The organism is Teichococcus aerofrigidensis, assembly GCF_054073225.1.
This window is the reverse complement of sequence record NZ_JBSXMU010000033.1, coordinates 1-26,227: the sequence shown is the minus strand read 5'-3', so window position 1 is coordinate 26,227 and position 26,227 is coordinate 1. Positions and strand designations below refer to the sequence as shown.

25 protein-coding genes, 1 tRNA gene and 1 pseudogene are annotated in these 26,227 nt (G+C 70.7%); 10 read left to right on the top strand and 17 right to left on the bottom strand.

The features are described 5' to 3' along the window. Positions 1-6 precede the first annotated feature (6 nt). From ACVMLK_RS09615 to ACVMLK_RS09605, 3 genes are read right to left on the bottom strand one after another with little or no spacing between them, the layout of a single operon-like run. Entirely contained in the window at positions 7-825 is an 819-nt protein-coding gene (locus ACVMLK_RS09615; RefSeq protein ID WP_198367474.1) for a carbohydrate ABC transporter permease, read from the bottom strand. Then, positions 822-1,718 (bottom strand): carbohydrate ABC transporter permease, encoded by an 897-nt coding sequence (locus tag ACVMLK_RS09610; protein ID WP_457486269.1) that lies wholly within the window; start codon positions 1,716-1,718, stop codon positions 822-824. Before ACVMLK_RS09610 ends, ACVMLK_RS09615 begins: the two co-directional genes overlap by 4 nt. Before the next feature lie 40 nt (positions 1,719-1,758). Continuing rightward, positions 1,759-3,096: an extracellular solute-binding protein gene (locus ACVMLK_RS09605; RefSeq protein ID WP_198367476.1), complete on the bottom strand. Its 1,338-nt coding sequence runs from the start codon at positions 3,094-3,096 to the stop codon at positions 1,759-1,761. 137 nt (positions 3,097-3,233) lie between these two features. On the opposite strand from ACVMLK_RS09605, the gene ACVMLK_RS09600 reads away from it, so the two are divergent. Together ACVMLK_RS09600 and ACVMLK_RS09595 are read left to right on the top strand one after the other, a co-directional pair. Further along, on the top strand, positions 3,234-4,379 hold the full coding sequence (locus ACVMLK_RS09600) for a fumarylacetoacetate hydrolase family protein (protein ID WP_457486268.1): 1,146 nt from the start codon (positions 3,234-3,236) through the stop codon (positions 4,377-4,379). Further along, the gene (locus ACVMLK_RS09595; RefSeq protein WP_457486267.1) at positions 4,376-5,137 is read left to right on the top strand and encodes an alpha/beta hydrolase; all 762 of its coding nucleotides are present in this window, start codon (positions 4,376-4,378) and stop codon (positions 5,135-5,137) included. The genes ACVMLK_RS09600 and ACVMLK_RS09595 overlap by 4 nt, the downstream gene beginning before the upstream one ends. Positions 5,138-5,146: 9 nt before the next feature. On the opposite strand, the gene ACVMLK_RS09590 is transcribed toward ACVMLK_RS09595, so the two are convergent. The 4 genes from ACVMLK_RS09590 to lipB form a co-directional block, all read right to left on the bottom strand. Next, a complete protein-coding gene (locus ACVMLK_RS09590) occupies positions 5,147-5,827 on the bottom strand; it encodes a hypothetical protein (protein WP_457486266.1) in 681 nt (226 codons plus the stop codon). A gap of 132 nt (positions 5,828-5,959) precedes the next feature. After that, positions 5,960-7,513 carry a UxaA family hydrolase gene (locus ACVMLK_RS09585; protein WP_457486265.1) on the bottom strand — a complete coding sequence of 518 codons (1,554 nt, stop codon included), beginning with the start codon at positions 7,511-7,513 and terminating at the stop codon, positions 5,960-5,962. 81 nt (positions 7,514-7,594) lie between these two features. Continuing rightward, positions 7,595-8,650 carry an Ldh family oxidoreductase gene (locus tag ACVMLK_RS09580; RefSeq protein ID WP_457486264.1) on the bottom strand — a complete coding sequence of 352 codons (1,056 nt, stop codon included), beginning with the start codon at positions 8,648-8,650 and terminating at the stop codon, positions 7,595-7,597. Positions 8,651-8,768: 118 nt separating this feature from the next. After that, positions 8,769-9,488 carry a lipoyl(octanoyl) transferase LipB gene (gene lipB / locus ACVMLK_RS09575; protein ID WP_457486263.1) on the bottom strand — a complete coding sequence of 240 codons (720 nt, stop codon included), beginning with the start codon at positions 9,486-9,488 and terminating at the stop codon, positions 8,769-8,771. Between the two features lie 38 nt (positions 9,489-9,526). Between lipB and ACVMLK_RS09570 the strand changes: the two genes are divergently transcribed. From ACVMLK_RS09570 to pgmG, 6 genes are all read left to right on the top strand, one after another. Next, positions 9,527-9,609, top strand: a tRNA-Leu gene (locus ACVMLK_RS09570). Positions 9,610-9,709: 100 nt separating this feature from the next. After that, positions 9,710-11,971, top strand: coding sequence for an NADP-dependent malic enzyme (locus ACVMLK_RS09565; RefSeq protein WP_457486262.1), 2,262 nt, complete (start codon positions 9,710-9,712; stop codon positions 11,969-11,971). Positions 11,972-12,048: 77 nt separating this feature from the next. Then, entirely contained in the window at positions 12,049-12,750 is a 702-nt protein-coding gene (locus tag ACVMLK_RS09560; protein ID WP_457486261.1) for a VWA domain-containing protein, read from the top strand. Positions 12,751-12,805: 55 nt separating this feature from the next. Then, the gene (locus ACVMLK_RS09555; RefSeq protein ID WP_457486260.1) at positions 12,806-13,492 is read left to right on the top strand and encodes a J domain-containing protein; all 687 of its coding nucleotides are present in this window, start codon (positions 12,806-12,808) and stop codon (positions 13,490-13,492) included. Positions 13,493-13,642: 150 nt separating this feature from the next. Continuing rightward, positions 13,643-14,512 carry a UTP--glucose-1-phosphate uridylyltransferase GalU gene (gene galU, locus ACVMLK_RS09550; RefSeq protein WP_198366565.1) on the top strand — a complete coding sequence of 290 codons (870 nt, stop codon included), beginning with the start codon at positions 13,643-13,645 and terminating at the stop codon, positions 14,510-14,512. An 81-nt stretch (positions 14,513-14,593) separates the two neighbouring features. Next, positions 14,594-16,006: a phosphoglucomutase/phosphomannomutase PgmG gene (gene pgmG / locus ACVMLK_RS09545; protein WP_198366564.1), complete on the top strand. Its 1,413-nt coding sequence runs from the start codon at positions 14,594-14,596 to the stop codon at positions 16,004-16,006. Between the two features lie 91 nt (positions 16,007-16,097). On the opposite strand, the gene ACVMLK_RS09540 is transcribed toward pgmG, so the two are convergent. After that, positions 16,098-16,997 (bottom strand): DMT family transporter, encoded by a 900-nt coding sequence (locus ACVMLK_RS09540; protein WP_198366563.1) that lies wholly within the window; start codon positions 16,995-16,997, stop codon positions 16,098-16,100. Between the two features lie 183 nt (positions 16,998-17,180). On the opposite strand from ACVMLK_RS09540, the gene ACVMLK_RS09535 reads away from it, so the two are divergent. Next, a complete protein-coding gene (locus ACVMLK_RS09535) occupies positions 17,181-18,287 on the top strand; it encodes a DSD1 family PLP-dependent enzyme (RefSeq protein ID WP_457486259.1) in 1,107 nt (368 codons plus the stop codon). 150 nt (positions 18,288-18,437) lie between these two features. Further along, positions 18,438-18,917, top strand: a complete 480-nt coding sequence (locus tag ACVMLK_RS09530; protein WP_198366561.1) for a hypothetical protein — start codon at positions 18,438-18,440, stop codon at positions 18,915-18,917. Positions 18,918-18,963: 46 nt separating this feature from the next. On the opposite strand, the gene metW is transcribed toward ACVMLK_RS09530, so the two are convergent. The 9 genes and pseudogenes from metW to ACVMLK_RS09485 form a co-directional block, all read right to left on the bottom strand. After that, positions 18,964-19,566 (bottom strand): methionine biosynthesis protein MetW, encoded by a 603-nt coding sequence (metW, locus tag ACVMLK_RS09525; protein ID WP_198366603.1) that lies wholly within the window; start codon positions 19,564-19,566, stop codon positions 18,964-18,966. Positions 19,567-19,739: 173 nt separating this feature from the next. After that, a complete protein-coding gene (locus ACVMLK_RS09520; RefSeq protein WP_457486258.1) occupies positions 19,740-20,246 on the bottom strand; it encodes a F0F1 ATP synthase subunit B family protein in 507 nt (168 codons plus the stop codon). Between the two features lie 10 nt (positions 20,247-20,256). Continuing rightward, a complete protein-coding gene (locus ACVMLK_RS09515; RefSeq protein ID WP_422923187.1) occupies positions 20,257-20,889 on the bottom strand; it encodes a F0F1 ATP synthase subunit B family protein in 633 nt (210 codons plus the stop codon). A gap of 82 nt (positions 20,890-20,971) precedes the next feature. Continuing rightward, complete coding sequence (locus tag ACVMLK_RS09510; RefSeq protein WP_076959667.1) at positions 20,972-21,199, bottom strand: ATP synthase subunit C family protein; 228 nt, start codon at positions 21,197-21,199, stop codon at positions 20,972-20,974. An 85-nt stretch (positions 21,200-21,284) separates the two neighbouring features. Further along, positions 21,285-22,040, bottom strand: a complete 756-nt coding sequence (locus ACVMLK_RS09505) for a F0F1 ATP synthase subunit A (RefSeq protein ID WP_198366558.1) — start codon at positions 22,038-22,040, stop codon at positions 21,285-21,287. 23 nt (positions 22,041-22,063) lie between these two features. Further along, the gene (locus tag ACVMLK_RS09500) at positions 22,064-22,372 is read right to left on the bottom strand and encodes an AtpZ/AtpI family protein (protein ID WP_198366557.1); all 309 of its coding nucleotides are present in this window, start codon (positions 22,370-22,372) and stop codon (positions 22,064-22,066) included. Between the two features lie 82 nt (positions 22,373-22,454). Beyond that, positions 22,455-24,812, bottom strand: a complete 2,358-nt coding sequence (locus tag ACVMLK_RS09495) for a putative bifunctional diguanylate cyclase/phosphodiesterase (protein ID WP_457486257.1) — start codon at positions 24,810-24,812, stop codon at positions 22,455-22,457. Then, positions 24,813-25,310, bottom strand: a complete 498-nt coding sequence (locus ACVMLK_RS09490) for a molybdopterin-dependent oxidoreductase (RefSeq protein ID WP_457486256.1) — start codon at positions 25,308-25,310, stop codon at positions 24,813-24,815. It lies immediately after the preceding gene. An 83-nt stretch (positions 25,311-25,393) separates the two neighbouring features. Further along, positions 25,394-26,227 (bottom strand): annotated as a pseudogene (locus ACVMLK_RS09485) (chromosome segregation protein SMC); the annotation flags it as partial.

The following is a 26,227-nucleotide window of genomic DNA, read 5'->3' as shown; positions in this document are numbered from 1 at the left end:
CGCCCCTCACCCACCCTTCACACCGCCCGCCGTCAGCCCGGCGATGATCTGCTTCTGCGCCAGCAGCGTCAGCAGCAGCACCGGCAGCGTCACCAGCAGCGCCGCCGCCGCCAGCGGGCCCCAGGAGATCTGCTCGAAGGTCAGCATGTTGTTGACCGCGACGGGCAGCGTCCGTGTCTCCCGGCCCGCCAGCACCATGGCGAAGATGAAGTTGTTCCAGGAGAAGATGAAGGAGAGGATCACCGCGACGGTGATGCCCGGCATGGCCAGCGGCAGCGCGACATGGCGGAAGGCCTGCCAGATCGTCGCGCCATCGACCAGCGCCGCCTCCTCCAGCTCCGCCGGCAGCCCCTCGAAGAAGCCGATCATCACCCAGACCACGATCGGCACGGTGATGACGAGATGCGTGATGACGATCGGCGTCAGCGTGCCGGTCAGGCCCAGCCACTGGAACAGCAGGAAGAGCGGGATCAGGTAGGAAAGGCCGGGCGTGATGCGGGCGATCAGGATCAGCATCGCCGCCCGGGTCGCCTGCATCTTGGCGATGCCGTAGCCCGCCGGAACGCCGATCAGGATGGCGAGGCCGGTGGCGCTGAAGGAGACCAGGATCGAGTTCCAGGTGTACTTCAGGAAGTCGTTCCGCGAGAAGACCTCGATGAAGTTGTCCCAGACCGGCGGGTTCGGGATGAAGACCGGCGGGAAGGCGGTGTTGTCCAGTTCGGTCTTCATCGACAGCGAAAGCATCCAGAGGAAGACCAGGATCGCCGGCGAGACGAGGAAGAGCACGGCGAGCGCGAAGCCCAGCTTCTCCAGCAGGCGCATCATGCCTTGACCCTCCCGCGCGTCCAGAGCAGCAGGGAGGCCAGGGCGACGATCAGGAGGAAGAAGACCACCACCACCGCGCTGGCATAACCCATGTTGTAGTAGGCGAAGCCCTGCAGGTAGAGGAAGATGTTGATGGTCTCGCTGCTGGTCCCCGGCCCGCCCTGGGTGATGACATAGATGGTGTCGAAGGCCTTCAGCGCGTCGATGGTGCGGATGATGAGTGCCACGACGATGAACGGTGCGAGCAGCGGCAGGGTGATGTGCCAGAAGGCCTGCAGCGCGCTGGCGCCGTCGATCTTGGCCGCCTCGTAGGGGTCCTGCGGCAGCGAGGCCAGGCCGCCCAGCACGATCAGCATGACCAGCGGCGTCCAGTGCCAGACCTCGACCATCACCAGGGTCGGGATGACGGTGGCGGGGTCGTAGATCCACATGCTGGGCGGCAGGCCGAACCAGGTCAGCAGCCAGTTCAGCACGCCGAGCTGGGGATGGAACATCATGGTCCAGACCAGCGCCACCGCCACCGGCGTCGCCATCATCGGCAGGATGAAGAGGGTGCGCGCCAGGCCGCGCAGCGGAAACTTCCGGTTGAACACCAGCGCGCCCGCCACGCCGAGGATCATCGGCAGGATGACGGCCAGCGCGGTGAAGTACAGGGTCCGCAGCATGGCCCAGTGGAAGCGTTCATCGGTCAGGAGCTTGCGGTAGTTGTCGAGGCCGACGAAATGGTGGCCACCGCCGATCTTCCAGTCATGCGCCGACATGAAGAGGGTGAAGGCCCAGGGGAAGAGGATGACGGAGAGCACCACCACCCCGGCCGGCACCACGAACCACCAGTAGCGGCGCGCATAGTTCCGGCGCCGCCCCGGCGCGGCGGCCAGGGCGGGTGCGCCCATGGCCGCCGGCTTTCCCGATGTCACGCCCGACATGGCACGATCAGGTCGCCCGCTCGGATTGTTCCAGCACCGGGCGGAAGGCGTCGGTCGCGCGCTTCAGCTCGGCGGGGATGTCGGCCCCGGCGCCGATGGCGTTGGTCAGCGCCGTGCCGATGGTGTCGCGGAACTCCGTCACCGGCACGATCTCCGGCAGGCCGGGGCGCGCGATGCGGCTGCTCTGCGTCAGGGTCTCGAAGAACTCGCGCGGGAAGCGGCTGGAAGCGATCGCCTCCTCGTTGCGGAAGGCGCTCGCCCGGGCCGGCGCGCCGGCCCCGGAGGTCAGGTAGCGAAGCTGGTTCGCCTTGCCGGTCGCCCATTGCAGGTAGTACCAGCTCGCGCCCCTGCGTTGGCTCTGCTCGGCGATGCCGAAGGCGGTGCCGAACAGGCAGCAATGGTGGTGCGCCGGGCCGGCGGGCGAGACGGCGTAGCCCACCTTGCCACCCGCCAGCCGCGAACGCTTCGGGTCCTCCAGCGGCGCGGCGAAGCCCACGCCGTCGATCCAGAAGGCGGCACGGCCCTGCATGAAGGTGGTCTGGCACTCGTTCCAGTTGAAGCCGATGCTGCCCGGCGGGCCGCATTCGCGCATCAGCTTGGCATACATCTCGGTGGCCCAGACGGCGTCGGGCGTGTCGGTCAGCAGCTTCATCTCGGGGCTGACCGTGTCGCGCTGCTGCGTGCCGAGGAGGAAGGAGGACCAGAGCACGACATTGGCGTTGCGCAGGCCGCGGCCCACGAAGCCGTACTGCTGCTTCGACGGATCGGTCAGCGCCTTGGCCGCGGTGTAGAGCTCGTCGAAGGTCTTCGGCACCGCGATGCCCTTCGAGGCCAGCAGCTCCTTGTTGTAGTACATGACGAAGTAGTCGGTGAACTCGGGCAGCGTGTCCATGCGCCCGTCGGCCTGGGTGGAATAGGCCACGGCGCCCTGGCCGAAATCGGCGAAGTCGAAGTCGGGCGCCGTCATCGTGGGATCGTTGATCAGCGTCTTGACGTCGGTGCACCACCTGGCGCGCCCCACCTGCCGCTTGCTGACATGCAGGCTGATGCCGACCACGTCGAAGGAAGGGCGGCCGGAGGCGAACTCGATGGCGAACTTCTGCCGGTGCTGCTGCTCCGGGATGGCCTCGGCACCGACGCGGATGCCGGTCAGCTCCTCGAACTCCTTCTGATGCTGGATCAGCAGGCTGGAGCGCGGATTGGCGGTCAGGCTGGCCTCGACCTTCTCGCCCTTGAAGCGCTTCCAGTCGAAGGCCTGCTGCGCCCCCACGCTTTCCACCAGGGCCGGCGCCGCCAACAGGCCAGCGGCCGCGCGCAAGGCCACGCGCCGCGTGATCTCGGACATGTGTTCATCCCTCCCAAGTCCCGGCTTCACCGGTTGTCCGGCCATGCTTTCACCGGCATGGCCCGGATGGCAAGCGGGATCGGAAGGCGGTACGGTTTTCGCCAAGCCTCACGAGGCACACAGCAGGAGGACGCCGCATGACCACCCTCTCCACCGCCCTGCCGGAGGATTGGCGGGATGGCCATTTCGCCCTCCGGGCCGAGGGGCCGGACGGGCCGATGGCCCTCGCCCTGGCGCGCGGCGCCGCCTTCGACATGACGCCTGCCTTCGGCACGGTCAGCGCCTGGCTGAACAGCGACCAGCCGCTGGAGGCGATCCCGGCGCGCGGCGCGCCCATCGCCCTCGACGTTCCGGGCCTGCTGGCCGGCGAGGGCCCCCACCGCCTGCTGGCGCCTTTCGACCTGCAGGCGCTCAAGGCCTGCGGCGTGACCTATGCCCGCTCGATGCTGGAGCGCGTCATCGAGGAGCGGTGCCGGGGCGATGCCAGCCAGGCGGAGGCGGTGCGGGCCGAGGTGCGCGGCATCATCGGCGACGATATCGCGAGCCTCCGCCCCGGCAGCCCGGAGGCCATGGCGCTCAAGGAGAATCTGGTCGCGCGCGGCTGGTGGAGCCAGTACCTGGAGGTCGGCATCGGCCCGGATGCGGAAATCTTCACCAAGGCCCAGCCGCTCTCCGCCGTGCCCTCCGGCGCCAGGGTCGGCATCCATCCCGGCAGTTCCTGGAACAACCCCGAGCCCGAGGCGGTGCTGGCGATCGACGCGCGCGGCCGCATCCTGGGCGCCACGCTCGGCAACGACGTGAACCTGCGCGATGTCGAGGGCCGCTCCGCCCTGCTGCTCGGCCGCGCCAAGGACAACAACGCGGCCTGTGCCCTGGGTCCGGCCATTCGCCTCTTCGACGAGGGCTTCACGCTGGAGGATGTCCGGGCCGCCGGGATCACGCTGACCATCGAGGGGCCGGATGGCTTCCGGCTGGAGGAGAGCGGCCGCGTCGGCGCCATCAGCCGCGACCCGACCGAGATCGTCGACCAGCTCATCAACCCCCACCACCAGTACCCGGACGGCGCCGCGCTCTTCCTCGGCACGCCCTTCTCGCCGGCCGCCGACCGCGACGCGCCGGGGATGGGCTTCACACACCATGTCGGCGACGTCGTGTGCATCGCCAGCCCGCGCCTGGGTGCCCTGGTGAACACCGTGGACCGCACCGATGCCTGCCCGCCCTGGCGCTTCGGCATCGGCGCCCTGATGGCCAACCTGGCCAAGCGGGGATTGCCGCACGCATGACACGGGAGGAAACCGGCCGGCTCGATCGGGGCGACGGCACGCATCTCGCCTGGGCCCGCCTGCCGGGGCGCGGCCCCACCACGGTCTTCCTGACCGGCTTCCGCTCCGACATGGAGGGCAGCAAGGCCCTGGCGCTCCGCGACGCCTGCGCCGCCGAGGGCCGCGCCTTCCTGCGCTTCGACTACTCCGGCCATGGCGCCAGCGACGGCGCCTTCGAGGCCGGCTGCGTCGGCGAATGGGCGGAGGATGCCGCCACGGCGCTGGAGCGGCTGACCGAGGGGCCGCTGGTGCTGGTCGGCTCCTCCATGGGCGGCTGGATCTCGCTGCTCCTGGCGCGGCGCTGGGCGCGGCTTCCCGGCAGCCGCATCCGGGCCCTGCTCGGCATCGCCGCCGCGCCGGACTTCACCCGCAAGCTGATGTGGCCGAGCTTCACCGAGGCGCAGCGCGAGACCATCCTGCGGGAGGGCGTGCTGCATGTGGAGAGCCCCTATGGCCCTCCGGTGCCGATCACGCGCCGGCTGATCGAGGATGGCGCGAGGAACCTGCTGCTCGATGGCCCGATCGCCTTCGACGGGCCGGTGCGGCTGCTGCAGGGCATGCGCGACAACGAGGTGCCCTGGGAGATGGCGGCCGAGATCGCCGGCCATCTGACGACACAGGATGTCCGCGTCACCCTGGTGAAGGATGGCGACCACCGCCTGGCGCGGGAGCAGGACCTGGCGCTGATCGTGGCGACGCTGCGGGAGTTGCGCGGCTGAGGCGGCGGGTCAGGCGGCGAGAAAGGACGGGCTCGCCGCCGCCTTGTTGAAGCCGGCCAGCCGCAGGGGCTCCTGGTGGGGGAACTCGGCGAAAACCGCATCCCAGGATCGGACATGCCCATCCGAGGCATCAGACCAGGGCGCGCAGCGCGTGAGATAGCGGTTGAACATCCCCGCTTCCCGCCAGGAGGGCTCGCGATACTTCTCGTGTTGCAGGACAACGAGGACGAAGCTGCCGCCACCGCCGTGCCATTTGCGCAGACAGTCACGCAGGGCCGCGGCGTTGCGGCGCAGATCCTCCCTCTCCTCGGTTCGATAGAAGTAGACGGTGCGGGCGCCGGATGAGGCGTTCCGTCGGAACTTCTCCGCCAGATAGGCCATCTTGCCGCGGAGCTGGGTCAGCTTTTCCTCGAACACGGCACCCGTCCAGGGCTCATCGGCCGCGAAGGGCGAATGCAGCCAGTAATCATGAGAGGTGTCGTGGATCAATCCGGATTTCGGATCATAGGACAGATTGTCCCGCTGTAGAATTCCCCTAAAATCCGAATCAAGAAGGCTGAGGAGAGCGCGGAACCGCGTCACGTTCCAGGAAAAGAAGGAGGCGCTGTCCCGGCCGAGGACCCGCCTCATCTGGAAAGCGGTCTCGCAGTTCACCCCGAAGGACACGTATTGTTGGAAAGCGGCTGTCATGCTTCGACCGTCTCCTTGCTGGCGACGGAGGCTAATCTCTTAACGAGAGCTGTTCCAGCACTTTTGCCCGGATAGATTGTAAGACTTGGTCGCCATCCGGGCCTCCGCGGAATGCCCGGATGGCGGGTCCCCTCACCCCATGATGCCGATCTGCCAGGGCACGAACTCGTGCTTGCCGACGCCGAGATCCTCGCTCTTGCTCCGTTCGCCGGAGGCGATGCGCAGGATGTGCTCGAAGATCCGCTGGCCCATCTCCTGCAGGCTGGCCGTGCCGTCGAGGATCTCGCCGCAATTGATGTCCATGTCCTCCTCCAGCCGGCGGTACATGGGCGTGTTGGTGGCGAGCTTGATCGAGGGCGCCGGCTTGCAGCCGAACATCGAGCCGCGGCCGGTGGTGAAGCAGATGACGTTCGCCCCGCCCGCCACCTGACCGGTGGCCGAGACCGGGTCGAAGCCCGGGCTGTCCATGAAGACGAAGCCCGGCGTCGTCACCGGCTCGGCGTATTTGTAGACCTCCATCAGCGGGCCGGTGCCGCCCTTCATCGAGGAGCCGAGCGACTTCTCGAAGATATTGGCGAGGCCGCCGGCCTGGTTGCCGGGGCTGACCACGCCGTTGATCTGCGTGTCGCGCCCGGCGGCATACTCGTCCTTCCACCAGCGGATGCGCTCGATCAGCTTCTCGCCCACCGCCCGGCTGGCGGCGCGGCGTGTCAGCGTGTGCTCGACGCCGTAGATCTCCGGCGTCTCGGACAGGATCGCCGTGCCGCCGTGCCGGGTCAGGATGTCCATGGCATGGCCGAGGGCCGGATTGGCGGTGATCGAGGAGAAGCCGTCCGAGCCGCCGCATTGCAGCCCGACCATGATGTGGCTCGCGGGCACCGTCTGCCGCGTCACGGCATTGGCCTCGGCCAGCATCTCGCGCACGGCGGCGATGCCGGCCTCGATGCTTTTCCGCGTGCCGCCGGTCTCCTGCATGGTGAAGTGGCGCAGCTTCGGCCCCGCCGACAGGCCGTGCTCCTGCATCAGCCCGGCGATCTGGTTGCGCTCGCAGCCGAGGCCGATGACCAGCACGGCGGCGATGTTCGGGTGGCGGATGTAGCCGGCGAGCGTCCGCCGCAGCAGCTGCATCGGCTCGCCCGAAAGCTCCATGCCGCAGCCGGTCTGGTGCGTGAAGGCGGCGACGCCGTCGACATTGGGGAACTCGGCCAGGCGATCGGCGGTGAAGTGATCGGCGATGTTCTGCACCACGGTCGCCGAGCAGTTCACCGTCGAGACGATGCCGATGTAGTTCCGCGTGCCGACGCGCCCGTCCCCGCGGACGATGCCCTGGAAGGTGGCGCGCTCCGCCTCCGGCACCATGGCGAGCGGCGCGTAGTCCTCGCAGAAGGCGTAGTCGCGGTCGAACTCGGTGAAGGTGATGTTGTGGCCGTGCAGCATGGTGCCGGCCGGCATGTCCTCGGCGGCGAAGCCGATGGTCACGTTGTACTTCAGGATCGGCTCGCCCTTGCGCAGATGGCGCGTGGCGATCTTGTAGCCGGCCTGGACCGCCTCGCGCGCCAGGACGTTCTCGCCGGGGATCGAGGTGCCCGCCTCCACCGGGATGCGGGCGACCACGACATTGTCGTTGGGATGCAGGCGGATGACGGGGCCGTTCAGCCGCTTGGCGGAAAGGTCGATGATGGACATGGGCGGACGTCCCTTATCGTTGATGCTTGAGGGTGGCCTGTCCGCCGGCGGGACCGCTGGACAAGCCACGGATACGACAATTCAGGCCACGGGCTCCGGCGGGGCGACGCCGAGGCGCCCGGCATAGGGGCGGAGCGACTCCAGGATGCCCTCGGCCAGCGGCACCCCCTCGCGCAGCGCGGCCTCGCGCTGGGCCAGGCCCTTCTCGCCGGGCAGGCGCACCCTCTCCACACCCGGGCGCGGCGCCGCGGCGCGGCAGGCGGCGACCGTATGGCCGGTCTGGCGGGTGAAGGCGTCGAGCCCGGCGAAGGCCTCAGGATCGATCACCTGCAGGAAGACGCTGGCCAGCATGCCACCGGCCCCGTCGGCGCGGCCGAAGCCGGAGAGGCCCTGGGTCAGCGCCTCGGTCATCAGCGCCCAGCCATAGCCCTTCTGCCCGTGATCGAGGCCGCCGGCGGGCAGTACCGTGCCGCCCCGGCCGATCACCGCCGGATCGTCGGTGGCATGGCCCTCGGCATCCATCAGCCATTTCTGCGGGAAGCGGCGGCCGAGCTTGGCCAGGCGCAGGCTCATGTTGTTGGTGGTGATGGAGGCGGAGATGTCGGTCACCACCGGCACGCTGCCGGTGGGAAAGCCGGCCGAGACCGGGTTGGGCGAGAGGACGCCCTGCCGGGCGCCGAAGGGCGCGACGCTGGCCGTCCCCGGGGCGCTGCTGTGCAGGATGCAGACCAGCCCCTCCGCCGCCGCCCGCGCGGAATAGACCGCGAGGCAGCCGATATGGTGGCTGTTGCCGATGGCGATGCTGACCGTGCCATGCTGCCGCGCCCGCTCCATGGCGAGGTCGAGCGCCGTCGTGGTCAGCCAGCCGCCCGGCAGGGCACGGCCGTTCCAGGCGAGGCACGCGCCGCGGTCGGAGAGCACCTCCGGCTCGCCATCGGGGCGCATCAGGCCGCTCTCGAGATCGTCCAGGTACTTCGGCACCAGGCCGAGACCATGCGTCACATGACCCATCAGGTCGGATTCGACGAGCACCCCGGCCATGACATCGGCCTTGGCGGCTGGCACGCCCGCCGCCTGGAACAGGGCCGAGGCGAAGGCGCGCAGCCCGGTGGCGTCGTAAAGCGTCGGCGCGCTCACGCCGCAGCTCTCCGCAGCCCCGCATGGCGCGGCGATGATGTCATGTCCGTTCTCCCGTCCCAGTCATCCGATGATCGCATGGCAACCCCGGCGCCGCAACGCGGAGGCGGCGGCGCGGTCAGCCGAAGACATCCTCCCAGGCCAGCCGCAGCGCCACGTCCACCTCGGCCATGCTGGGCGTGACGCCGAGCGCCCAGAGGCTGGTGACACCGTGCTGGCGGATGCCGCAGGGCACGATGCCGGCGAAGTGCGACAGGTCGGGATCGACATTGAGCGCGATGCCGTGCCAGCTCACCCAGCGGGTCACGCGCACGCCGATGGCGCCGATCTTGTCCTCCCGCCCGCGCGCCGGGTCCGCCACCCAGATGCCGACCCGCCCCTCACGCCGCTCCCCGCGCACGTTGAAACGGTCCAGGGCGCGGATCATCCACTCCTCCAGCCCGTGCACGAAGGCGCGCACGTCGCGCGCCGGCACGCGGCCGTGCGGCCGCGTGAGGTCCAGCATGACGTAGGCAGTGCGCTGGCCGGGGCCGTGATAGGTCCATTGCCCGCCCCGCCCGGCGGCGTAGGTCGGGAAGCGCGCCTCGACGAGGCCGTCCGGCGTGGCCGAGGTGCCGGCCGTATAGGCGGGGCTGTGCTCGACCAGCCAGACCCGCTCCGGCGCGCCGTCCTGGCGGATGGCGGTCGCATGCGCCTCCATGGCCGCCAGGGCCTCCGGATAGGCGGTCAGGCCGGGGGCGACGCGCCATTCGGGCGTGTCCGGGGCGGGAGCGGGAGCGGGGGCCGAAGAATTATCTTCCGCCGGCCCTCCGGGGGTTGTTGCTGTCTCCGAGATCATCGGCTATACGCCCGGCCCTGCCTGATACTTTCCCACGTGCGGTCGTGGCGGAATGGTAGACGCGTCAGCTTGAGGTGCTGGTGGGGGCAACCCCGTGGAAGTTCGAATCTTCTCGACCGCATATTTCCCTGAACCGTAATTCATCGCCCCGCCTGTCATCCGGCCCTGCTCCCTTGTGGCACTGTGCCGGCTCCGTCATCGTCCGGGGCACGGAGGTGCGCATGGACGATGATTTCCGCAAGGCGGCGCTGAACTACCACCAGCTGCCGCGCCCTGGAAAGCTCAGCGTCGAGCCGACCAAGCGGATGGCGACGCAGCGCGACCTGGCCCTGGCCTATTCCCCCGGCGTCGCCGCCGCCTGCGAGGCGATCGCGGCCGACCCCCGGGCCGCCTACGACATGACGGTGCGCGGCAACCTGGTCGCCGTGATCACCAACGGCACCGCCGTGCTCGGCCTCGGCGCCATCGGCGCCCTGGCCTCGAAGCCGGTGATGGAGGGCAAGGCCGTCCTCTTCAAGAAGTTCGCCGGCATCGATTCCATCGACCTCGAGGTGGACGAGCTCGACCCGGCGAAGTTCGTCGAGGCCGTGGCGGTGCTGGAGCCCAGCTTCGGCGCCATCAACCTCGAGGACATCAAGGCGCCGGAGTGCTTCGAGATCGAGCGCGCGCTCCGCGAGCGGATGAAGATCCCGGTCTTCCACGACGACCAGCACGGCACCGCCATCATCGTCGCCTCCGCCGTGCGCAACGGCCTGCTGCTGCAGGGCAAGCAGCTCGCCGAGGCGCGGATCGTCACCTCCGGCGGCGGCGCCGCCGCGCTGGCCTGCCTCGACCTGCTGGTGGCGATGGGCGCGAAGCGCGAGAACATCACCGTCACCGACATCAAGGGCGTGGTTTATGTCGGCCGCCCCGAGCTGATGGACCCCTACAAGGACCGCTACGCCCAGGCGACCACGGCGCGCACCCTCGAGGAGGTGCTGACCGGCGCCGATGTCTTCCTCGGCCTCTCGGCGCCGCGGGTCCTGAAGGCGGAATGGCTGCCCAAGCTGGCGCCGCGCCCACTGGTGCTGGCACTCGCCAATCCCGAACCGGAGATCCTGCCCGAGGCGGTGCGCGCCGCCCGGCCGGACGCCATCGTCGCCACCGGCCGTTCGGACTATCCAAACCAGGTCAACAACGTCCTCTGCTTCCCCTTCATCTTCCGCGGCGCGCTGGATGCCGGGGCGACCACCATCAACGAGGCGATGAAGGTGGCCGCCGTCGAGGCCATCGCCCGCCTGGCGCGGATCGAGGCCTCCGAGGTGGTGGCCGCCGCCTATGGCGGGCAGGCGCCGATCTTCGGGCCGGACTACATCATCCCGAAGCCCTTCGACCCCCGGCTGATCCTGGAGATCGCGCCCGCCGTCGCGCGCGCGGCGATGGACAGCGGCGTCGCGACACGGCCGATCGCCGATTTCACCGCCTATCGCGAGACGCTGGAGCGCTTCGTCTACCGCTCGGGCGACCTGATGCGCCCGGTGGTCGAGGCGGCGCGCAAGCAGCCGCGCCGCGTCGCCTATTCCGAGGGCGAGGACGAGCGCGTGCTGCGCGCCGTGCAGTCGGTGCTGGATGACGGCGTGGCCGAGCCGGTGCTGATCGGCCGCCGCGCCGTGATCGCCGAGAAGGTCAGGACCATGGGCCTGCGCATGGATCTCGAGGAGAGCGTCCGTGTGCTCGACCCGGACGTCGATGACGAGATCTTCCTGCCGCTGATCGACATCTACCGGCAGAAGGTCGGCCGCCGCGGCGTGCCGCCGGATGCCTGCGAGCGTTTCGTCCGCACCCGCCCCTCGGTCGCCGCCTCCCTGCTGCTGGAGGGCGGCTATGTCGATGCCGCGCTGGTCGGCGGCCAGGGCGAATGGATGCGGATCTGGCACCAGGCGCATGACGTGATCGGCAAGCGCGAGGATGTCAGCCGCGTCTATGCGCTGACCGGCGTGATCCTGACGGCCGGCGTGCTGTTCTTCGTCGACACCCACCTGATCGTCGATCCGACGGCGGAGCAGGTGGCGGAGATGACGCTGCTTGCCTCCGAGCAGGTGCGCGCCTTCGGCCTGACGCCGCGCGTGGCCCTGCTCTCGCACTCCTCCTTCGGCGCCAGCGGCGCGTCCTCGGCGCGCAAGATGCGCGAGGCGCTGAAGCTGATCCAGGCCGCCGCGCCGGATCTGGAGGTGGATGGCGAGATGCATGCCGATGCGGCGCTGATCCCGGCGATCCGCGACCGGGCCGTGCATGCGTCCCCGCTGACCGAGACGGCCAACCTGCTGGTCATGCCGAACCTCGATGCCGCCAATATCGCCTACAATCTGGTGAAGGCGGCGGCGGACGGGTTGCAGGTCGGCCCCATCCTGCTGGGCATGCGCAAGCCGGTCCATGTCCTGGTGCCGAGCGTGACCGCGCGCGGCATCTCCAACATGACGGCGCTGGCCGTGACGCAGAGCTGAGGCTGGAGCGCTTTTCCGTCCGGCCGGGGCGGGGGGCGGTCTTTCACGGGCGGTCGGGCGAGGCCATCTTCGCAGGCATGGCGAATGTCCCTGCCCGCCCCGCCTCCGCCGCCGTCGCCGCCTTCCTGAAGCAGGCGGAGGGCCTACCCGCCCTGCGCCCGGCGGTCCACCGTCCCGGTCGGCTGATCTTCGCCGTGGACGCGACGGCCAGCCGCCAGCCCGCCTGGGACCGCGCCAGCCATCTGCAGGGCGAGATGTTCCTGGCCGCCGCCGGTCATGGCGGCCTGGCGGTCCAGCTCGCCTATTACCGTGGCTTCGGCGAATTCGCCGCCACACCCTTCCTGGAGGATGGCGCGGAGCTGGCCCGGCGCATGTCCGGCGTCACCTGCCTCGGCGGCCAGACCCAGATCGGCGCGGTGCTCGCCCATGCCCTGGCGGAGACGGCGCGGGAGCGGGTGGCGGCGCTGGTCTTCGTCGGCGATGCCGTCGAGGAGGCGGCCGACCCGCTCTGCCACGCCGCCGGCCAGCTGGGCCTGCGCGGCACGCCCGCCTTCGTCTTCCAGGAGGGGGGAGATGCCCACGCCACGGCCATCCTGCGACAGATCGCCCGGCTCTCGGGCGGTGCTCATCATGCCCTCGACGCCGCCAGCCCCGCCACGCTGCGCTACCTGCTGCGCGCCGTCGCGGTCTTCGCCGCCGGCGGCCACGGGGCGCTGGCGCGGCTCGGCGGCGGCGCGGCGCGCGGCCTGATGGCGCAGCTTCCGGCCCCCCGCCGATGAGGCTGGCCAGCCGCGCCTGGATGGCGCCCCGCCCCCCTGTCCGGACCCGCACGCCTTGACCTGGATCCTCGCCGGGCTGGCGGTTCTGGTGCTGATGGGCCTGACCGTGCACGGCTTCGCCACGGCCAGCGTGGCGCAGGTCCGGCGCGGCGGTGCCATCCTGCTGGCGGTCTTCGGCGCCGCCGCCTTCGGCCTGCTGGTCTACAGCGGACGGATGGCGCAGGCTGCGGCGGCGCTGCTGCCGATGGCGCCGCTGGCCCTGCAGCTCTGGCGCGGCTGGCGCCAGGCGCGCCGCTTCGGCGCCGCCCCCGCCTCCGCCGGCAACACGACGCAGGTGGAGACGGAGACGCTGCTGATGCGCCTCGACCTCGGCAGCGGGCAGCTGTCCGGCCGGGTCCGCAGCGGACCGCAGGCCGGGCGCGAGCTGGGGGAGATGGCGCTGCCGGAGTTGCTGGCCCTGCTGCGGCACTGCCGGGAGGAGGATGCCGAAAGCCTTCCCCTGCTGGAGAACTGGCTCGACCACGCGCATCCCGGGTGGCGCGCGGAAGCCGGCGGCGGCCCGCAGGGGGAGGCGGCCGGGCACGGCTGGGCCCTGGCGACGCTGGGGCTGACGGCCGGGGCGAGCCCGGCCGAGATCCGCGCGGCACACCGGCGGCTGATGCAGGAGGCCCACCCCGATCGCGGCGGCCCGCCGGACCGCGCGGCGGCCCTGAACCGGGCCCGCGACATTTTATTGTCGTGACATTTTATTGCGATAATGGATTCAACCAGTGCGTGCTGCCCGCGATTGCGGCAGGATCGGTGCCATGGCAAAGCTCTGCCATCGCAGCCTTAGTTCTGCCGTTTCCTGGCGGCAGAAGAGGTTCTGACCACAGCCTGAAGGATCAGCCGAGTGACGAAACCGCTGAAGAAGGCCGTGCTGCCCGTCGCGGGCCTGGGCACGCGCTTCCTGCCCGCCACGAAGGCCCTGGCCAAGGAGATGCTTCCGGTCGTTGACAAGCCTCTCATTCAGTACGCGGTGGAGGAGGCGCGGGCCGCCGGGATCGACCAGTTCTGCTTCGTCACCGGCCGTGGCAAGACCGCCATCGTCGAGCATTTCGACGTCGCCTACGAGCTTGAGCGCACGCTGCTGGAGCGCGGCAAGAACGAGCTTCTGGAGGAGCTGCGCCAGCAGGCCCAGCTGCCCGGCTCCATCACCACGGTGCGCCAGCAGGTTCCGATGGGCCTCGGCCATGCCATCTGGTGCGCTCGCTCCTTCATCGGGGACGATCCCTTCGCCATCCTGCTGCCCGACGACCTGATGCTCTGCGACACGTCCTGCACCAAGCAGCTCGCGGACGCCTATCTCGAGACGGGCGGCAATGTCGTCGCCATCGAGGAGGTCCCGATGGAGCGCGTCAACAAGTATGGCGTGCTGGACATCCAAGAGGACAAGGGCAGGCTGGTCTCGGTCAAGGGCCTGGTCGAGAAGCCCAAGGTCGAGGACGCCCCTTCCAACCTTACCGTCATCGGCCGCTACGTGCTGATGCCGGAGGTGCTGACGCACTTGTCCAAGATGGAGAAGGGGGCCGGCGGCGAGGTGCAGCTGACCGATGCCATGGCCAAGCTGATCGGCTCCCAGCCCTTCCATGGCCTGCGCTACGAGGGCCGCCGCTTCGACTGCGGCGACAAGGTGGGGTTCCTGGAGGCGCAGATCGCCTTCGCCCTGCAGCGGCCCGACATCGCCAAGGCGGTGCACGACTTCCTGCCGAAATACGTCTGATCGCGCCGGAGCCGGAAACCCGCCCGCCCGCCGGGCGGTTTCCCGCTCCCGACCGCCTGCACCTGAAGAAGGCCAAGCTGGATGAGCAACTTCCGCCACGACTTCCACCCCACCTCCCTGCGCGAGTACGACATCCGCGGCATCGTCGGCAAAACCCTGTCCGGCGCGGATGCCTTCGCCATCGGCCGCTGCTTCGGCAGCATTGTCGCGCGGGGCGGCGGGAAGAAGGTGGCGGTGGGCTATGACGGCCGCCTCTCCTCCCCCGAGCTGGAGGAGCAGCTGGTCGCCGGGCTGGTCGCCTGCGGCCTCGAGGTGGCCCGCATCGGCTGCGGCCCGACGCCGATGCTCTACTACGCCGCCTATGCGCTGGGCGCCGACGGCGCCGCCATGGTCACCGGCAGCCACAACCCGCCGGACTACAACGGCTTCAAGATGATGCTCGGCAAGAAGCCCTTCTTCGGCCAGCAGATCCAGGAGATCGGCCGGATGGCGGCGGCGGGCGACGTGGTGCCCGAGGCCTCCGGCTCCTCCACCCAGGTCGATGTCTCCGAGGAGTACATCGCGCGCCTGCTGAAGGATTATGACGGCGGCGACCGCGCGCTGAAGGTGGTGTGGGACCCGGGCAACGGCTCCGGCGCCGAGATCACGCGGCGGCTGGTGGCGAAGCTGCCGGGCGAGCACATCGTCATCAACGGCGAGATCGACGGCCGCTTCCCGAACCACCATCCCGACCCGACCGTGCTCAAGAACCTGGCGCAGATCATCGCCAAGGTGCGCGAGACCGGGGCCGATCTCGGCATCGCCTTCGATGGCGACGCCGACCGCATCGGCGCCGTGGACGGCGAGGGCAACATGCTGTTCGGCGATCAGCTCCTGGTGGTGCTGGCGCGCGACGTGCTGAAGAACCATCCGGGCGGCACCATCATCGCCGACGTCAAGGCAAGCCAGGTGCTGTTCGACGAGGTCGCCAGGGCGGGCGGCACGCCGCTGATGTGGAAGACCGGCCACAGCCTGATCAAGGCCAAGATGGCCGAGACCCGCGCGCCGCTGGCCGGCGAGATGTCGGGCCACATCTTCTTCGCCGACAAGTGGTACGGCTTCGACGACGCGCCCTATTCGGCGGTGCGCCTGCTCGGCATCGTGGCGCGCGCCAGCGAATCCCTGGCGCAGATGCGCGACGCCCTGCCCAAGGTCATCAACACCCCGGAGCTGCGCTTCGATTGCCCGGATGAGCGCAAGTTCGGCGTCATCCAGGAGGTCAAGGACCGCTTGGCGAAGTCCGGCGCCCAGGTGAACGACGTGGACGGCGTCCGCGTGCTGACCGAGGATGGCTGGTGGCTGCTGCGGGCCTCCAACACCCAGGCGGTGCTGGTCGCGCGCGCCGAGGCCCGCTCGGAGGAAGGGCTGGAGCGGCTGAAGGCGCTGCTGGCCGAGCAGGTCGAGGCCTCGGGCCTCGCCGCGCCGGACTTCTCCGGAGAGAATGCCGGACACTGATCCGGTCTTCGTCCGCGGCGCCCCCCCCCCCCGGGGCGCGCCCCGGGCCCCCCCCCGGGGGGGGGCGCCCCCCCCCCCGCACCGCGCCCGCTCATTGCGGGTGCAGCGGCGGCACGCGTCGCCAGCCCTTCGGCCGCCGCACCGTCTCGCGCATGTAGGTGAAGACGCCCGAGAGGATGATGATGGCGACGCCCAGCGCCATCACCGGCTCGAGCGGGTCGTCGAAGACCAGGTAGCCGAAGGCGATGGCCCAGAGCATCTGGCTGTACTGCGTGGGGGCCACCAGCGTCGCCGGAATCCGCGCCGAGGCCAGCATGACCAGGATGTTTCCCGCCGCCGCCAGCAGGCCATAGCCCAGCAGCCAGACCCATTGCGCCGGCGTCGGCCAGACGAACCCGGGGAGCATCAGCAGGCCGCCCGTGACGATCGGGCCCAGCAGCCCAGCGCCATAGAGCGACATCCGCTTCTCGCTCTGGCCATGGGCGCGCAGCATGACCACCGTGACCGCGCCTGAGAGGCCCCCCACCGCCGCGCCCAGATGGCCGATGCCGAGGTCACGGAAGCCCGGGCGCAGCACTACCAGCACGCCGACGAAGCCCATCAGCACCGCGCCCCAGCGGCGCCAGCCGACCGGCTCCTTCAGCAGGACGACGGAAAGCAGGGTCACGAAGGTCGGCATCAGGAACAGCAGCGAGAAGGCCTCGGCCATGGAGAGATGGGTGAAGGCGGTCACGCTGCCGAGGCTGCCGGTGGCGGCGGCGGCGGCGCGCACCCACCACATCAGCCGCCTGTTGGCATGGAAGACATCCCGCAGCCGCTCCCCCCGCCGGCGCAGCAGCGGCAGGGCGAGCAGGCCCGACACCGCGCCGAAGAAGACCGCCTCATAGGGGCTGAGCGCGCCCTCCAGCAGCTTCACCGAGGCATCGCTGGCGGCGTAGGCGGCATAGGCCAGGAAGGCGAGCAGGATGCCCGGCGCGGTGGATCGGTCCATGGACGGGCGGGGCTCCGGAGGGCACGCGATTCGCCGGCCTGGCCGGCACCAGCGTTATGTTGCACCGCGGCAGGCGCCATGACAGTGCCCCGGCAATGACAGTTCAGTGCCGCCCGGGCGGCATTCCCGCCCCCGACCCCCTGGCCTAGACTTCCGCCTCCCCTTCGCCGGAGTCCCGAAGCCATGCCGCAGATCCCGCCCGCCGAACCCGGCATGCGCGAGGAGGAGGTCGATACCCCCGCCCTGATCCTCGACCTCGACGCCTTCGAGGCCAATCTGGACGCCATGGCCGCCTTCCTCGCCCCGACCGGGGCGCGGCTCCGTGCCCATGCGAAGACGCACAAATGCCCCGTGGTCGCGCTGCAGCAGATCCGCCGCGGCGCGGTCGGGCAGTGCGTGCAGAAGGTGGCCGAGGCCGAGGCGCTGGCCTGGGGCGGTGTCGGCGACATCCTGGTCAGCAACGAGGTCGTGGCGCCGCGCAAGCTGGCGCGGCTGGCGGCGCTGTCGCGAATCAGCAAGGTGGCGCTCTGCGCCGATGACGCCGGGGCCGTGGAACGGATCGAGCAGGCCGCCGAGGCGGCCGGGACGCGCCTGCCCGTGCTGGGGGAGATCGATGTCGGCGCCGGCCGTTGCGGCGTCGCGCCGGGGCCCGAGGCCGTGGCCCTGGCGCAGCGCATCGCCGGCAGCCCGCACCTGATCTTCGGCGGCCTGCAGGCCTATCACGGCCGCGCCCAGCACATCCGCAGCCCGGCCGGCCGGGCCAAGGCGATCGGAGGCGCCATCGAGCGGACGCGACGCACCGTCGAGCAGCTCCGCCAGCAGGGGTTGGACTGCGCCATCATCGGCGGCGGTGGCACCGGCACCTTCCGCCACGAGGCCGGGAGCGGCGTCTTCAACGAGATCCAGGCCGGCTCCTATGCCTTCATGGACGCCGACTACGCCGCCAACGAGGAGGCGCCGCCGTTCCGCCAGTCGCTTTTCGTGCTGGCGCAGGTGATGAGCACGCCAAAGCCGGGCCTCGCCGTGGTCGATGCCGGCCACAAGGCGGTGCCGACCGATTCCGGCTTCCCGAAGGTCTGGGGGCGCGAGGGCCTGCGCTATGCCGGCGCCTCGGATGAGCACGGCAATATCGCCATCGAGGGCGGCGCCCGTCCCGCGCTGGGCGAGACGCTGCGGCTGGTGCCGGGCCACTGCGACCCGACCATCGACCGCTATGACTGGTTCGTGGGCGTGCGGGGTGGCCGGGTGGAGTGCCTCTGGCCGATCACGGCACGGGGCGGCATGGCCTGAGGCCCGGCTCCCCGCCTGGAGGTCTGTGAGCGCGCGCACATCGGTTCGGTCCGGCACGGAGCCAACCTGGCCCTGCCGTCAGGATGACGGCCAGGAGCCGGTCCGGACCGCGCGGCGGCTCCCGCCCTTCGGCATCGGGAGACCCATCTCATGCGCTCACTGCGATCACGCCTGGCCACCTGCCTGCTCGGCGGTTGCCTCGCCCTGTCGGCTGCCGGCCAGGCCAAGGCGCTCGACGACCTCATCTTCTACGAGGGCAACGGCTGCACCCAGGATATCGTCTTCACCTACGATTCCCGCGTGGCGCGCAACGACAACTGCAAGCGCAGCGGACCCTGCGACGGCGACAACGACGAGGCCCGTTCGCTGCGGATCCTGAAGTCCGCGGCGATGAACACGCGCATCGTCGTCTTCGACAGCCCCGATGCCCGGCAGGACGACGACTTCACCGTCATCGACATCCTGCGGCCCGACTTCATGGAGGATCAGGGCTACTGCCTGCGGTCCTTCGAGCAGAACTTCGACACGCCGCGCGAGAACCAGGGCATCCTGGTCGACTACGTCCGCAAGAACGGGCTGGACGGGAAGATCTCCCGGGTGCGGGTGATCCCGAACGGCACCGGCGGCTGAACCCTCCCGGCGCGACCCCGCGCACGGGGCCGCGCCGCCGCCCGCCTCAGGCCTTCCGGGTCAGCAGGAACAGGGCCTGTTCCCCGAAGAGATTGGCCAGGCCGACGGAGCGCTTCCAGGGCGCCCGCAGCCCCCGCTCGTCCACCGCCAGCCAGTCCTCGACCGCGTAGCCGTCCTGCTCGCAGAGGTCGAAGAAGTCGAGGATGGTGCAGGGGTGGATGTTCGGCGTCTCGTACCAGGGCCGCCCCCAGGTCGAGGTCATCGGCATGCGGCCGGTCAGCAGCAGCTTCAGCCGCACCTCCCAATGGCCGAAGTTCGGGAAGGAGACGACGGCGTGCCGGCCGATGCGAAGCATCTGCCGCAGCACCTCGCGCGGCTTCTCCACCGCGTGGATGGTGCGGGAGAGGACGACGTAATCGAAGGCGTCGGCCGGATAGGAGGCCAGGTCGTTGTCGGCGTCGCCATGGATCACCGCCAGCCCCTGCGCCACGGCGGCGCTGGCCTGGGCCATGTCGATCTCGATGCCGCGCGCATCCGCGCCCTTCTCGCGCTCCAGATGCTCGAGCAGCGCCCCATCGCCGCAGCCGATGTCGAGGACCGTGCTGCCGGGCGCGATCATCTCCGCGATCAGCCGCAGGTCGAGCCGCATGTTCTTGGCGACGTAGCGGACCGGGGCGGCGGTATCGGACAAGGCGGGGTTCCTGCGGGGCGGGAAACGGGCCGGATCGATACCCCCTGCCGCGCGGCAAGGCAAACCGGAGGCACGGAAACGACAAAGGGGCCCGAAGGCCCCTCGTCCGGCGGCAACCGGCGCGACCGGCCTCAGGCGGCGCGCAGCGCCCGCGGCAGGTCGGCCACGGCGTTGTCGATCAGCTTGGCGTCCTGCTTGGCATCCAGCGTCTCGGCGATGACCTCGCGCGCGGCGGCGGCGGCCACGGCGGCGGCGGCCTGGCGCACCTCGGCGAGGGCACCGGCCTCGGCGGCCTGGATGCGCTCCAGGGCCATGCGCTCGCGGCGCTTGGCGGTCGCCTCGGCCTCGGCGGCGGTGGCGGCGGACAGGCGCTCGGCCTCCGCCTTGGCGCGGGCGATCAGCGCCGTCGCCTCGCTCTGCGCGGCGGCACGGTCGGCCTCCGCCTGGCGGCGCATCGCCTCGGCCTCGCCGCGCAGGCGGGCGGCTTCGTCGAGATCGGCGCGGATCTTGGCGGCGCGGGCGTCCAGCGCCTCGGTCGCCTTGGTCCACATGGTGCGGCCGAGCAGCACCACGAAGATGATGAAGGAGACCGCGACCCAGAAGGTCGGGTTCAGCCAGAAATGCTCGTAATGATGCATCGCGCCCTCCTCAGGCCCGGCCCTGGGCCGCCAGCTCGCGCTGCACGGCGGCGGCGACGGCGGGCTCGTTCTTCAGGCCGGTCAGCCGCGTCACCAGCGCATTGGCGGTGTCGGTCGCGACCTCGCGCAGCGCGCCCATGGCGGTGTCGCGGGCCGTGTTGATGCGGGCCTCGGCGGCCTCGATCTGCTGGTTCAGCCGGGCGTTCAGCTCGGCGCCCCTGGCCGCGGCCTCGGCCTGGGCGGACTGCGTCGCCTCGGCGATGGCGGCCTGGCTCTCGGCGCGGGCGCGGGCGGTGGCGGCGCGGTGCGCCTCCATGGCGGCGTCGGCCTCGGACTTGGCGGCCCGCGCGGCCTCGAGGTCGCCCTCGATGCGGTTGCGGCGCTCCTCCAGCACGGAAGCGACGCGCGGCAGGGCGATGCTCGACAGGACGTAGTAGAAGACGCCGAAGATGATCAGCAGCCAGACGATCTGGGCGAGCATCAGCGGATTGGCGAAGTCCAGCTGCGGCATGCCGCCGGAGGCTTCCGCCGCCGCCACCGACTGGGCCTCAAGGCCGTCGGGCACCGCCGTCGCCGCCAGCGCCATCTGGGCGCCGAGGCTGTAGAGAGCGGCCGTCACGCCGGCCAGGGTCATCCGCTTCATCATCTGCATCCCTGCAATTCGCGCACCGGTTCGGAGGGGCACGGCGCCATGGCCGCGCCCCTCCTTCACTTCACCCGGCGGATCAGGTGAACAGGATCAGGAAGGCGATCAGCAGCGCGAAGAGCGCCACGGCCTCCGTCAGGGCGAAGCCCAGGATGCCGATGGGGAACACGGTGTCGCGCGAGGCCGGGTTGCGGGCCACGGACGCGATCAGCGTCGAGAAGATGTTGCCGAGCGCGAGGCCGACGCCGAACAGGGCGAGGACGGCAATACCGGCGCCGATCGCCTTCGCAGCAAGCACGATTTCCATCAGAGGTATCCCTTCGCTGATCTGATGTTAGGTCCGCCGGACGCGGTCCCGCAGAGACGTGGTCCCTTTGTGAGGACTGACCCCGTCAGTGCAGGTGCACCGCGTCATGCAGATAGATGCTGGTCAGGATGGCGAACACATAGGCCTGCAGGAAGGCCACCAGGAGTTCGAACCCGATCAGGAGGACGTTCACCCCGAGCGGCAGCACCGCGACGAGGGGCCCGACGGCGCCCAGGCCGCCCAGCAGCACGACGAAGGTGGCGAACACCTTCAGCAGCACGTGGCCGGCGACCATGTTGGCGAACAGACGGACGGAGAGGCTGATCGGCCGCGAGAGGTAGGACACCACCTCGACCGGCACGATGATCGGGGCGAGCCAGAGCGGCGCGCCCTCGGGGAAGAAGTAGCCGAAGAACTTCTTGCCATGCAGCGCCAGCGCCACCAGCGTCGTCACCGCGAAGACCAGGAAGGCCAGGCCGAAGGTGACCGCGATGTGGCTGGTATAGGTGAAGGCGTAGGGGAAGAGCCCCAGCACATTGCCGAACAGCACGAACATGAAGAGCGCGAAGACGAAGGGGAAGTAGCGCTTCCCCTCGTGGCCCACCTGCCCGGCGACGAGGTTCTCGACGAATTCGTAGAAGGTCTCGGCCAGGGCCTGGAAACGGCCCGGCACCACCGCGCGCGGCGCCATGCCGAGCGTCATGATCAGCACGATGATCACCGACGCGGCGAGCATATGGGCGTTGGACTGGGTGAAGTTCACCGCCGCGCCGATCGGCCCCAGGGCCGTATGCAGCTCGAACTGGCTCAGCGCGTCGATCGTCTTGCCTTCGGCGGCCACTGCGGCTCTCCCGTATCCCGGTGCTACTTGCGCGCGCCTGTCCGGGGGTTGAACAGCCGATAGACGTTCATCACCCCGGCGACACCACCCACCACGAAGAAGACCATGAAGAGCCAGGGCCAGGAACCGAGCCAGTGGTCGAGCAGCCAGCCCAGACCCGCGCCGGCGATCAACGCCGAAACGACCTCGACGCCCGCCCGCATGCCGATCTGAAACGCGTTGGGCGGAAGTCCGTCCGGATGGTCGTTGCCACCCTGGCCGGCATCCTTCTCCAGGCCCTGCTTCCGCCGGGCCTGCCTCAGTCGCGCCTCGAAATCGTTCTGCTCGTTCAACCCTTGCTCCCGCGGTCCCCCCGCCGGAAGGCTGGACGGCTCGTAAGGGGGCCTTCATGAGGTGTCAAGGGCGGGGGCGGCATCACGGCCGCAGGGCGGCGGCCCGGAACCGCGCCGCCAGCGCCGGGGCGGGCATCGGCCGGCCCAGCAGATAGCCCTGCACGGCGTCGCAGCCGAGCGCCGCCAGGGCGGCGAGCTGCGCCTCGGTCTCCACCCCCTCGGCCACGGCCTCGGCCCCCAGCGCCCGCGCCAGCGCCAGGATGGCGGCGACGATCGCCGTGCTGTCCGGCCGGCCGGAGCCGAGCGCCTGGATGAACACCCGGTCGATCTTCAGCGTGTCGAAGCGCAGGCTCTGCAGGTAGCCGAGCGCGGCATAGCCGGTGCCGAAATCGTCGAGCGCCACCCGCACGCCGAGCGCGCGCAGCCCGGCCAGCGTCTCCCGCGCCCGCTCGGCATCCCGGATGAAGATGCTCTCGGTCAGCTCGACCTCCAGCAGACGGTGCGGCAGGCCGCTCTCCGCCAGCGCCTCGCGCACCAGCTCCACCGCCTCGGTGGTGGCGAAGAGGGAGGCAGAGAGGTTGACCGCCACCGGCATCTCCTGCCCCTCCCGCCGCCCGGCGGCGGCCTGGCGGCAGGCGTGGCGCAGCACGTGGCGCGCGAGGGCGGCGGCATGTCCGGCCGCCTCGGCCAGCGGCACGAAGCGGCCGGGCGGCACCGCGCCGCGCACGGGGTGGTTCCAGCGCAGCAGCGCCTCGCAGCCGATGGGCTCGGCGCCGCCGATGCGGTACTTCGGCTGGAAGACCAGGAACAGCGCCTCCTGCCGCAGCGCGGCGACCACCTCGCTGGTCAGCAGCCGCTCGTCCAGCACCGCCTCCTCCATCTCGGGGCGGAACAGCACCGCCTGCCCCCGCCCCGCCGCCTTGGCCTCGTAGAGCGCCATGTCCGAGCGCCGCAGCAGCGTCTCGTCCCGCCAACCCTGCCCGGGCGCCAGGACGGTGCCGATGCTGGCGCCGATGCGGATCGGCAGGCCGCCGATGTGAAAGGGCTCCTGCGCCGCCGCGATCAGCCGGCCGGAGAGGGCCAGCGCCTCCGCCGCCCCCGCCACCCGCGCCTGGATCACCGCGAACTCGTCGCCGCCGATTCGCGCCAGCATGTCCTCCGGCGCCAGGCAGGCGGCCATCCGCGCCGCGACGGCGAGCAGCAGCTCATCGCCCACCGGGTGGCCGTGGCTGTCATTCACCGCCTTGAAACCGTCGAGGTCGATCGAATGCAGCGCGAAGGGCTGGAACGCGCCCATCCCCTCCCCTCCCCGCTCCCCGTCGACCGGCGCCAGGGCGGCGCGCAGCCTCGTCTTGAACAGGGTGCGGTTCGGCAGGTCGGTCAGCGGGTCATGCTCGGCCAGGTGGCGGATGCGGTTCTCGGCCGCCTTGCGGTGGGTGATGTCGAAGGCGATGAAGACCACGCGCCGCCGCTCGCCGCCGGCGCCGGCCACCGAGACCGCCGTGCTCAGCAGCGTCCGCGACCGGCCCCTGTGGTCGATCGCCGCGCCCTCGACGAAGGGCAGCGGCCCTTCCGTCGCCAGGGCGCGCAGCAGCAGCCCGGCCTGCGGGCCGTCGCAGAGGTCGGGCACCACCCGGCCGGGCTCCAGCCCGTGGAAGCCGGCATAGGCCTCGTTCACGAAGAGGCAGCGCCCGGCGGCGTCCGTGGCGCAGATCAGCGCCGGCAGGTTGTCGATCAGGATGCGCAGCGTGCCCTCGGCCTGGCTGAGCTGCTCCGCGGCGGCGCGGGATTGCGCCAGCAGCCGCCGGGCGCGCGCGCTTTCCGCCAGCAGCAGCAGGATCAGCAGCCCGGCCGAGACCATGAGGCCCAGGGTGCAGGCCAGGAAGACCGTCTGGCCGGTGCCGAGATTGGCCAGCGCCTGCTGCGCCAGGGCATTGCGCTGCTGGTGGATGCGGACATTGGCGTGCCGGAGCAGCAGCTTCATCTCGGCCAGGCGGCGATCGACCCGCCCACCCGCCGCCACGCTGCCGGCGAGCATGGCCTGCAGGTCCCGCTCGATCTCGTCCAGCTCCGCCATTAGCAGGGGGGCCTGGTCGCGCAGCCGGTCCATCTCATCCTGGGGAATCCGGTCGTCCGGTGGATCGATCGACTTCATCCGGCTGTAGAGGATCTCGAACTGCTGCCACATCCGCGCCGGCGATTCGGTGCCGAGCTGTACGCCGCGCAGCACGGCCTCGAACTCGCTCAGCTCCACCAGCATCTGGCTGGCGGTCCAGACGCTGGTGCGCTGCACCCGCGCCTCCAGCTCGGATTGTGTCGTCAGGTGCAGGCCGGACGCGGCGATGGAGAGGCAGAAGAGCAGCGCCGCGCCGCCAAGGCCGAGCTTGAAGAGCGCCCCGCGCCGGCCAGCGAGCAGAGCGCGCAGGCGGCGCGGTGTCACCTATCGCACCTCGAGCCGGCGCAACTGCCAGATGGCGCGCTCATGATAGGGGGGCTGGTCCAGCTCCGGCCGCAGTGACCAGGGATAGATCAGCCAGATCGGCCCCCGGTTGCGCAGCCGCAGCGGCTCCCCGTCCAGCCGCGTGGCGAGGAAGGCGCCATGCTTCTCCGCGTCCTCGGCCGGGATCGTGACATTGTAGTGGTTGAGCGCCGAGGCCACCATGTCGCCGGACACGCCGAGGCCGCGCAGCAGGCTGCGGAGCGGCACTCCGCCGAAGGCCTGCGGGCCGCGCGTCCAGGGCGTCGCCGTGCGCAGGGTCTCGAAGCCCAGGGCCTCGATCTGCTCGAGCGTGAGGTCGATGGTCTCGCCGCCGGCAACCTGACCGTCCACGGTCAGCACGACCGGTGCGGCATCGATCCCTTCCGCCTGGCCGCGTCGCCGGGGCGACAGCAGACCGAAGCTGAGAGCGGACAACCCAAGCACGCAACGACGTCGCATTCCATCACCCCGACGCTTGGCGGAGGAGTCGCTTCAACTTCCGGAACCCGCGACGAACCGCGGATCGCGCTCGGGTAATATCCTTACGACAGCGCTTCCACCATTTCCACCGCCTTTCCGAGATCCACCGAGAGCAGCCGGCTGACGCCCCGCTCCTGCATCGTCACGCCATAGAGCCGATGCATCCGCGCCATGGTCAGCGGGTGGTGCGTGACCACCAGGAAGCGCGTGCCGGCCTCCCCGGCCATCGCCTCCAGCAGGCCGCAGAGCCGTTCGACATTGGCGTCGTCCAGCGGTGCGTCCACCTCGTCGAGCACGCAGATCGGCGCCGGCTGGCAGCGGAAGACGGCGAAGATCAGCGACAGCGCCGTCAGCGCCTGCTCGCCGCCGGAGAGCAGCGAGAGGGTGGCGAGCTTCTTGCCCGGCGGCTCGGCGTAGATCTCGAGGCCGGCCTCCAGCGGATCGTCGCTGCCGACCAGCGCCAGATGCGCCCGCCCGCCTCCGAACAGGCGGCCGAACAGGGCGCGGAACTCGGCATCGACCCGGTTGAAGACCTCGCGCAGCCGCTCCCGACCCTCGCGGTTCAGATGGCCGATCGAGCCCCGCAGCTTGGCGATGGCGGTGCCGATCTCGTCCCGGTCGCGGTCGATGGCGCCGATCCGCTCCTCCAGCTCGGCCATCTCCTGCTCGGCCCGCAGATTGACCGGCCCCATCTCCTCGCGCTCCCGCGCCAGCCGCTCGGCCTTGCGGCGCGCCCGTTCCTCCGCGGCCTCGGAGAGATCCTCGGGCGGGTCCGGCAGCGCCGGCTGCTCGCCCAGCCGCTCGGCCAGGCGCTGCGCCAGGGCGGTGGCGGCGGCCTCGGCCTGCTGCAGCCCGGATTCGGCGCGGAGCTGCGCCTCGCGCGCGGCGGCGAAGGC

Bases quoted from the DNA above. Each gene is read 5' to 3' on its own strand.
- ACVMLK_RS09605 (WP_198367476.1), bottom strand. From the start codon at position 3,096: ATGTCCGAGATCACGCGGCGCGTGGCCTTGCGCGCGGCCGCTGGCCTG.
- ACVMLK_RS09515 (WP_422923187.1), bottom strand. From the start codon at position 20,889: ATGAAGCGGATGACCCTGGCCGGCGTGACGGCCGCTCTCTACAGCCTC.
- ACVMLK_RS09530 (WP_198366561.1), top strand. From the start codon at position 18,438: ATGCGCTCACTGCGATCACGCCTGGCCACCTGCCTGCTCGGCGGTTGC.
- ACVMLK_RS09610 (WP_457486269.1), bottom strand. From the start codon at position 1,718: ATGGGCGCACCCGCCCTGGCCGCCGCGCCGGGGCGGCGCCGGAACTAT.
- ACVMLK_RS09585 (WP_457486265.1), bottom strand. From the start codon at position 7,513: ATGTCCATCATCGACCTTTCCGCCAAGCGGCTGAACGGCCCCGTCATC.
- ACVMLK_RS09595 (WP_457486267.1), top strand. From the start codon at position 4,376: ATGACACGGGAGGAAACCGGCCGGCTCGATCGGGGCGACGGCACGCAT.
- lipB (WP_457486263.1), bottom strand. From the start codon at position 9,488: ATGATCTCGGAGACAGCAACAACCCCCGGAGGGCCGGCGGAAGATAAT.
- ACVMLK_RS09520 (WP_457486258.1), bottom strand. From the start codon at position 20,246: ATGCATCATTACGAGCATTTCTGGCTGAACCCGACCTTCTGGGTCGCG.
- ACVMLK_RS09535 (WP_457486259.1), top strand. From the start codon at position 17,181: ATGCCGCAGATCCCGCCCGCCGAACCCGGCATGCGCGAGGAGGAGGTC.
- metW (WP_198366603.1), bottom strand. From the start codon at position 19,566: ATGCGGCTCGACCTGCGGCTGATCGCGGAGATGATCGCGCCCGGCAGC.
- ACVMLK_RS09510 (WP_076959667.1), bottom strand. From the start codon at position 21,199: ATGGAAATCGTGCTTGCTGCGAAGGCGATCGGCGCCGGTATTGCCGTC.
- ACVMLK_RS09540 (WP_198366563.1), bottom strand. From the start codon at position 16,997: ATGGACCGATCCACCGCGCCGGGCATCCTGCTCGCCTTCCTGGCCTAT.
- ACVMLK_RS09565 (WP_457486262.1), top strand. From the start codon at position 9,710: ATGGACGATGATTTCCGCAAGGCGGCGCTGAACTACCACCAGCTGCCG.
- ACVMLK_RS09600 (WP_457486268.1), top strand. From the start codon at position 3,234: ATGACCACCCTCTCCACCGCCCTGCCGGAGGATTGGCGGGATGGCCAT.
- ACVMLK_RS09490 (WP_457486256.1), bottom strand. From the start codon at position 25,310: ATGCGACGTCGTTGCGTGCTTGGGTTGTCCGCTCTCAGCTTCGGTCTG.
- ACVMLK_RS09590 (WP_457486266.1), bottom strand. From the start codon at position 5,827: ATGACAGCCGCTTTCCAACAATACGTGTCCTTCGGGGTGAACTGCGAG.
- ACVMLK_RS09560 (WP_457486261.1), top strand. From the start codon at position 12,049: ATGGCGAATGTCCCTGCCCGCCCCGCCTCCGCCGCCGTCGCCGCCTTC.
- pgmG (WP_198366564.1), top strand. From the start codon at position 14,594: ATGAGCAACTTCCGCCACGACTTCCACCCCACCTCCCTGCGCGAGTAC.
- ACVMLK_RS09615 (WP_198367474.1), bottom strand. From the start codon at position 825: ATGATGCGCCTGCTGGAGAAGCTGGGCTTCGCGCTCGCCGTGCTCTTC.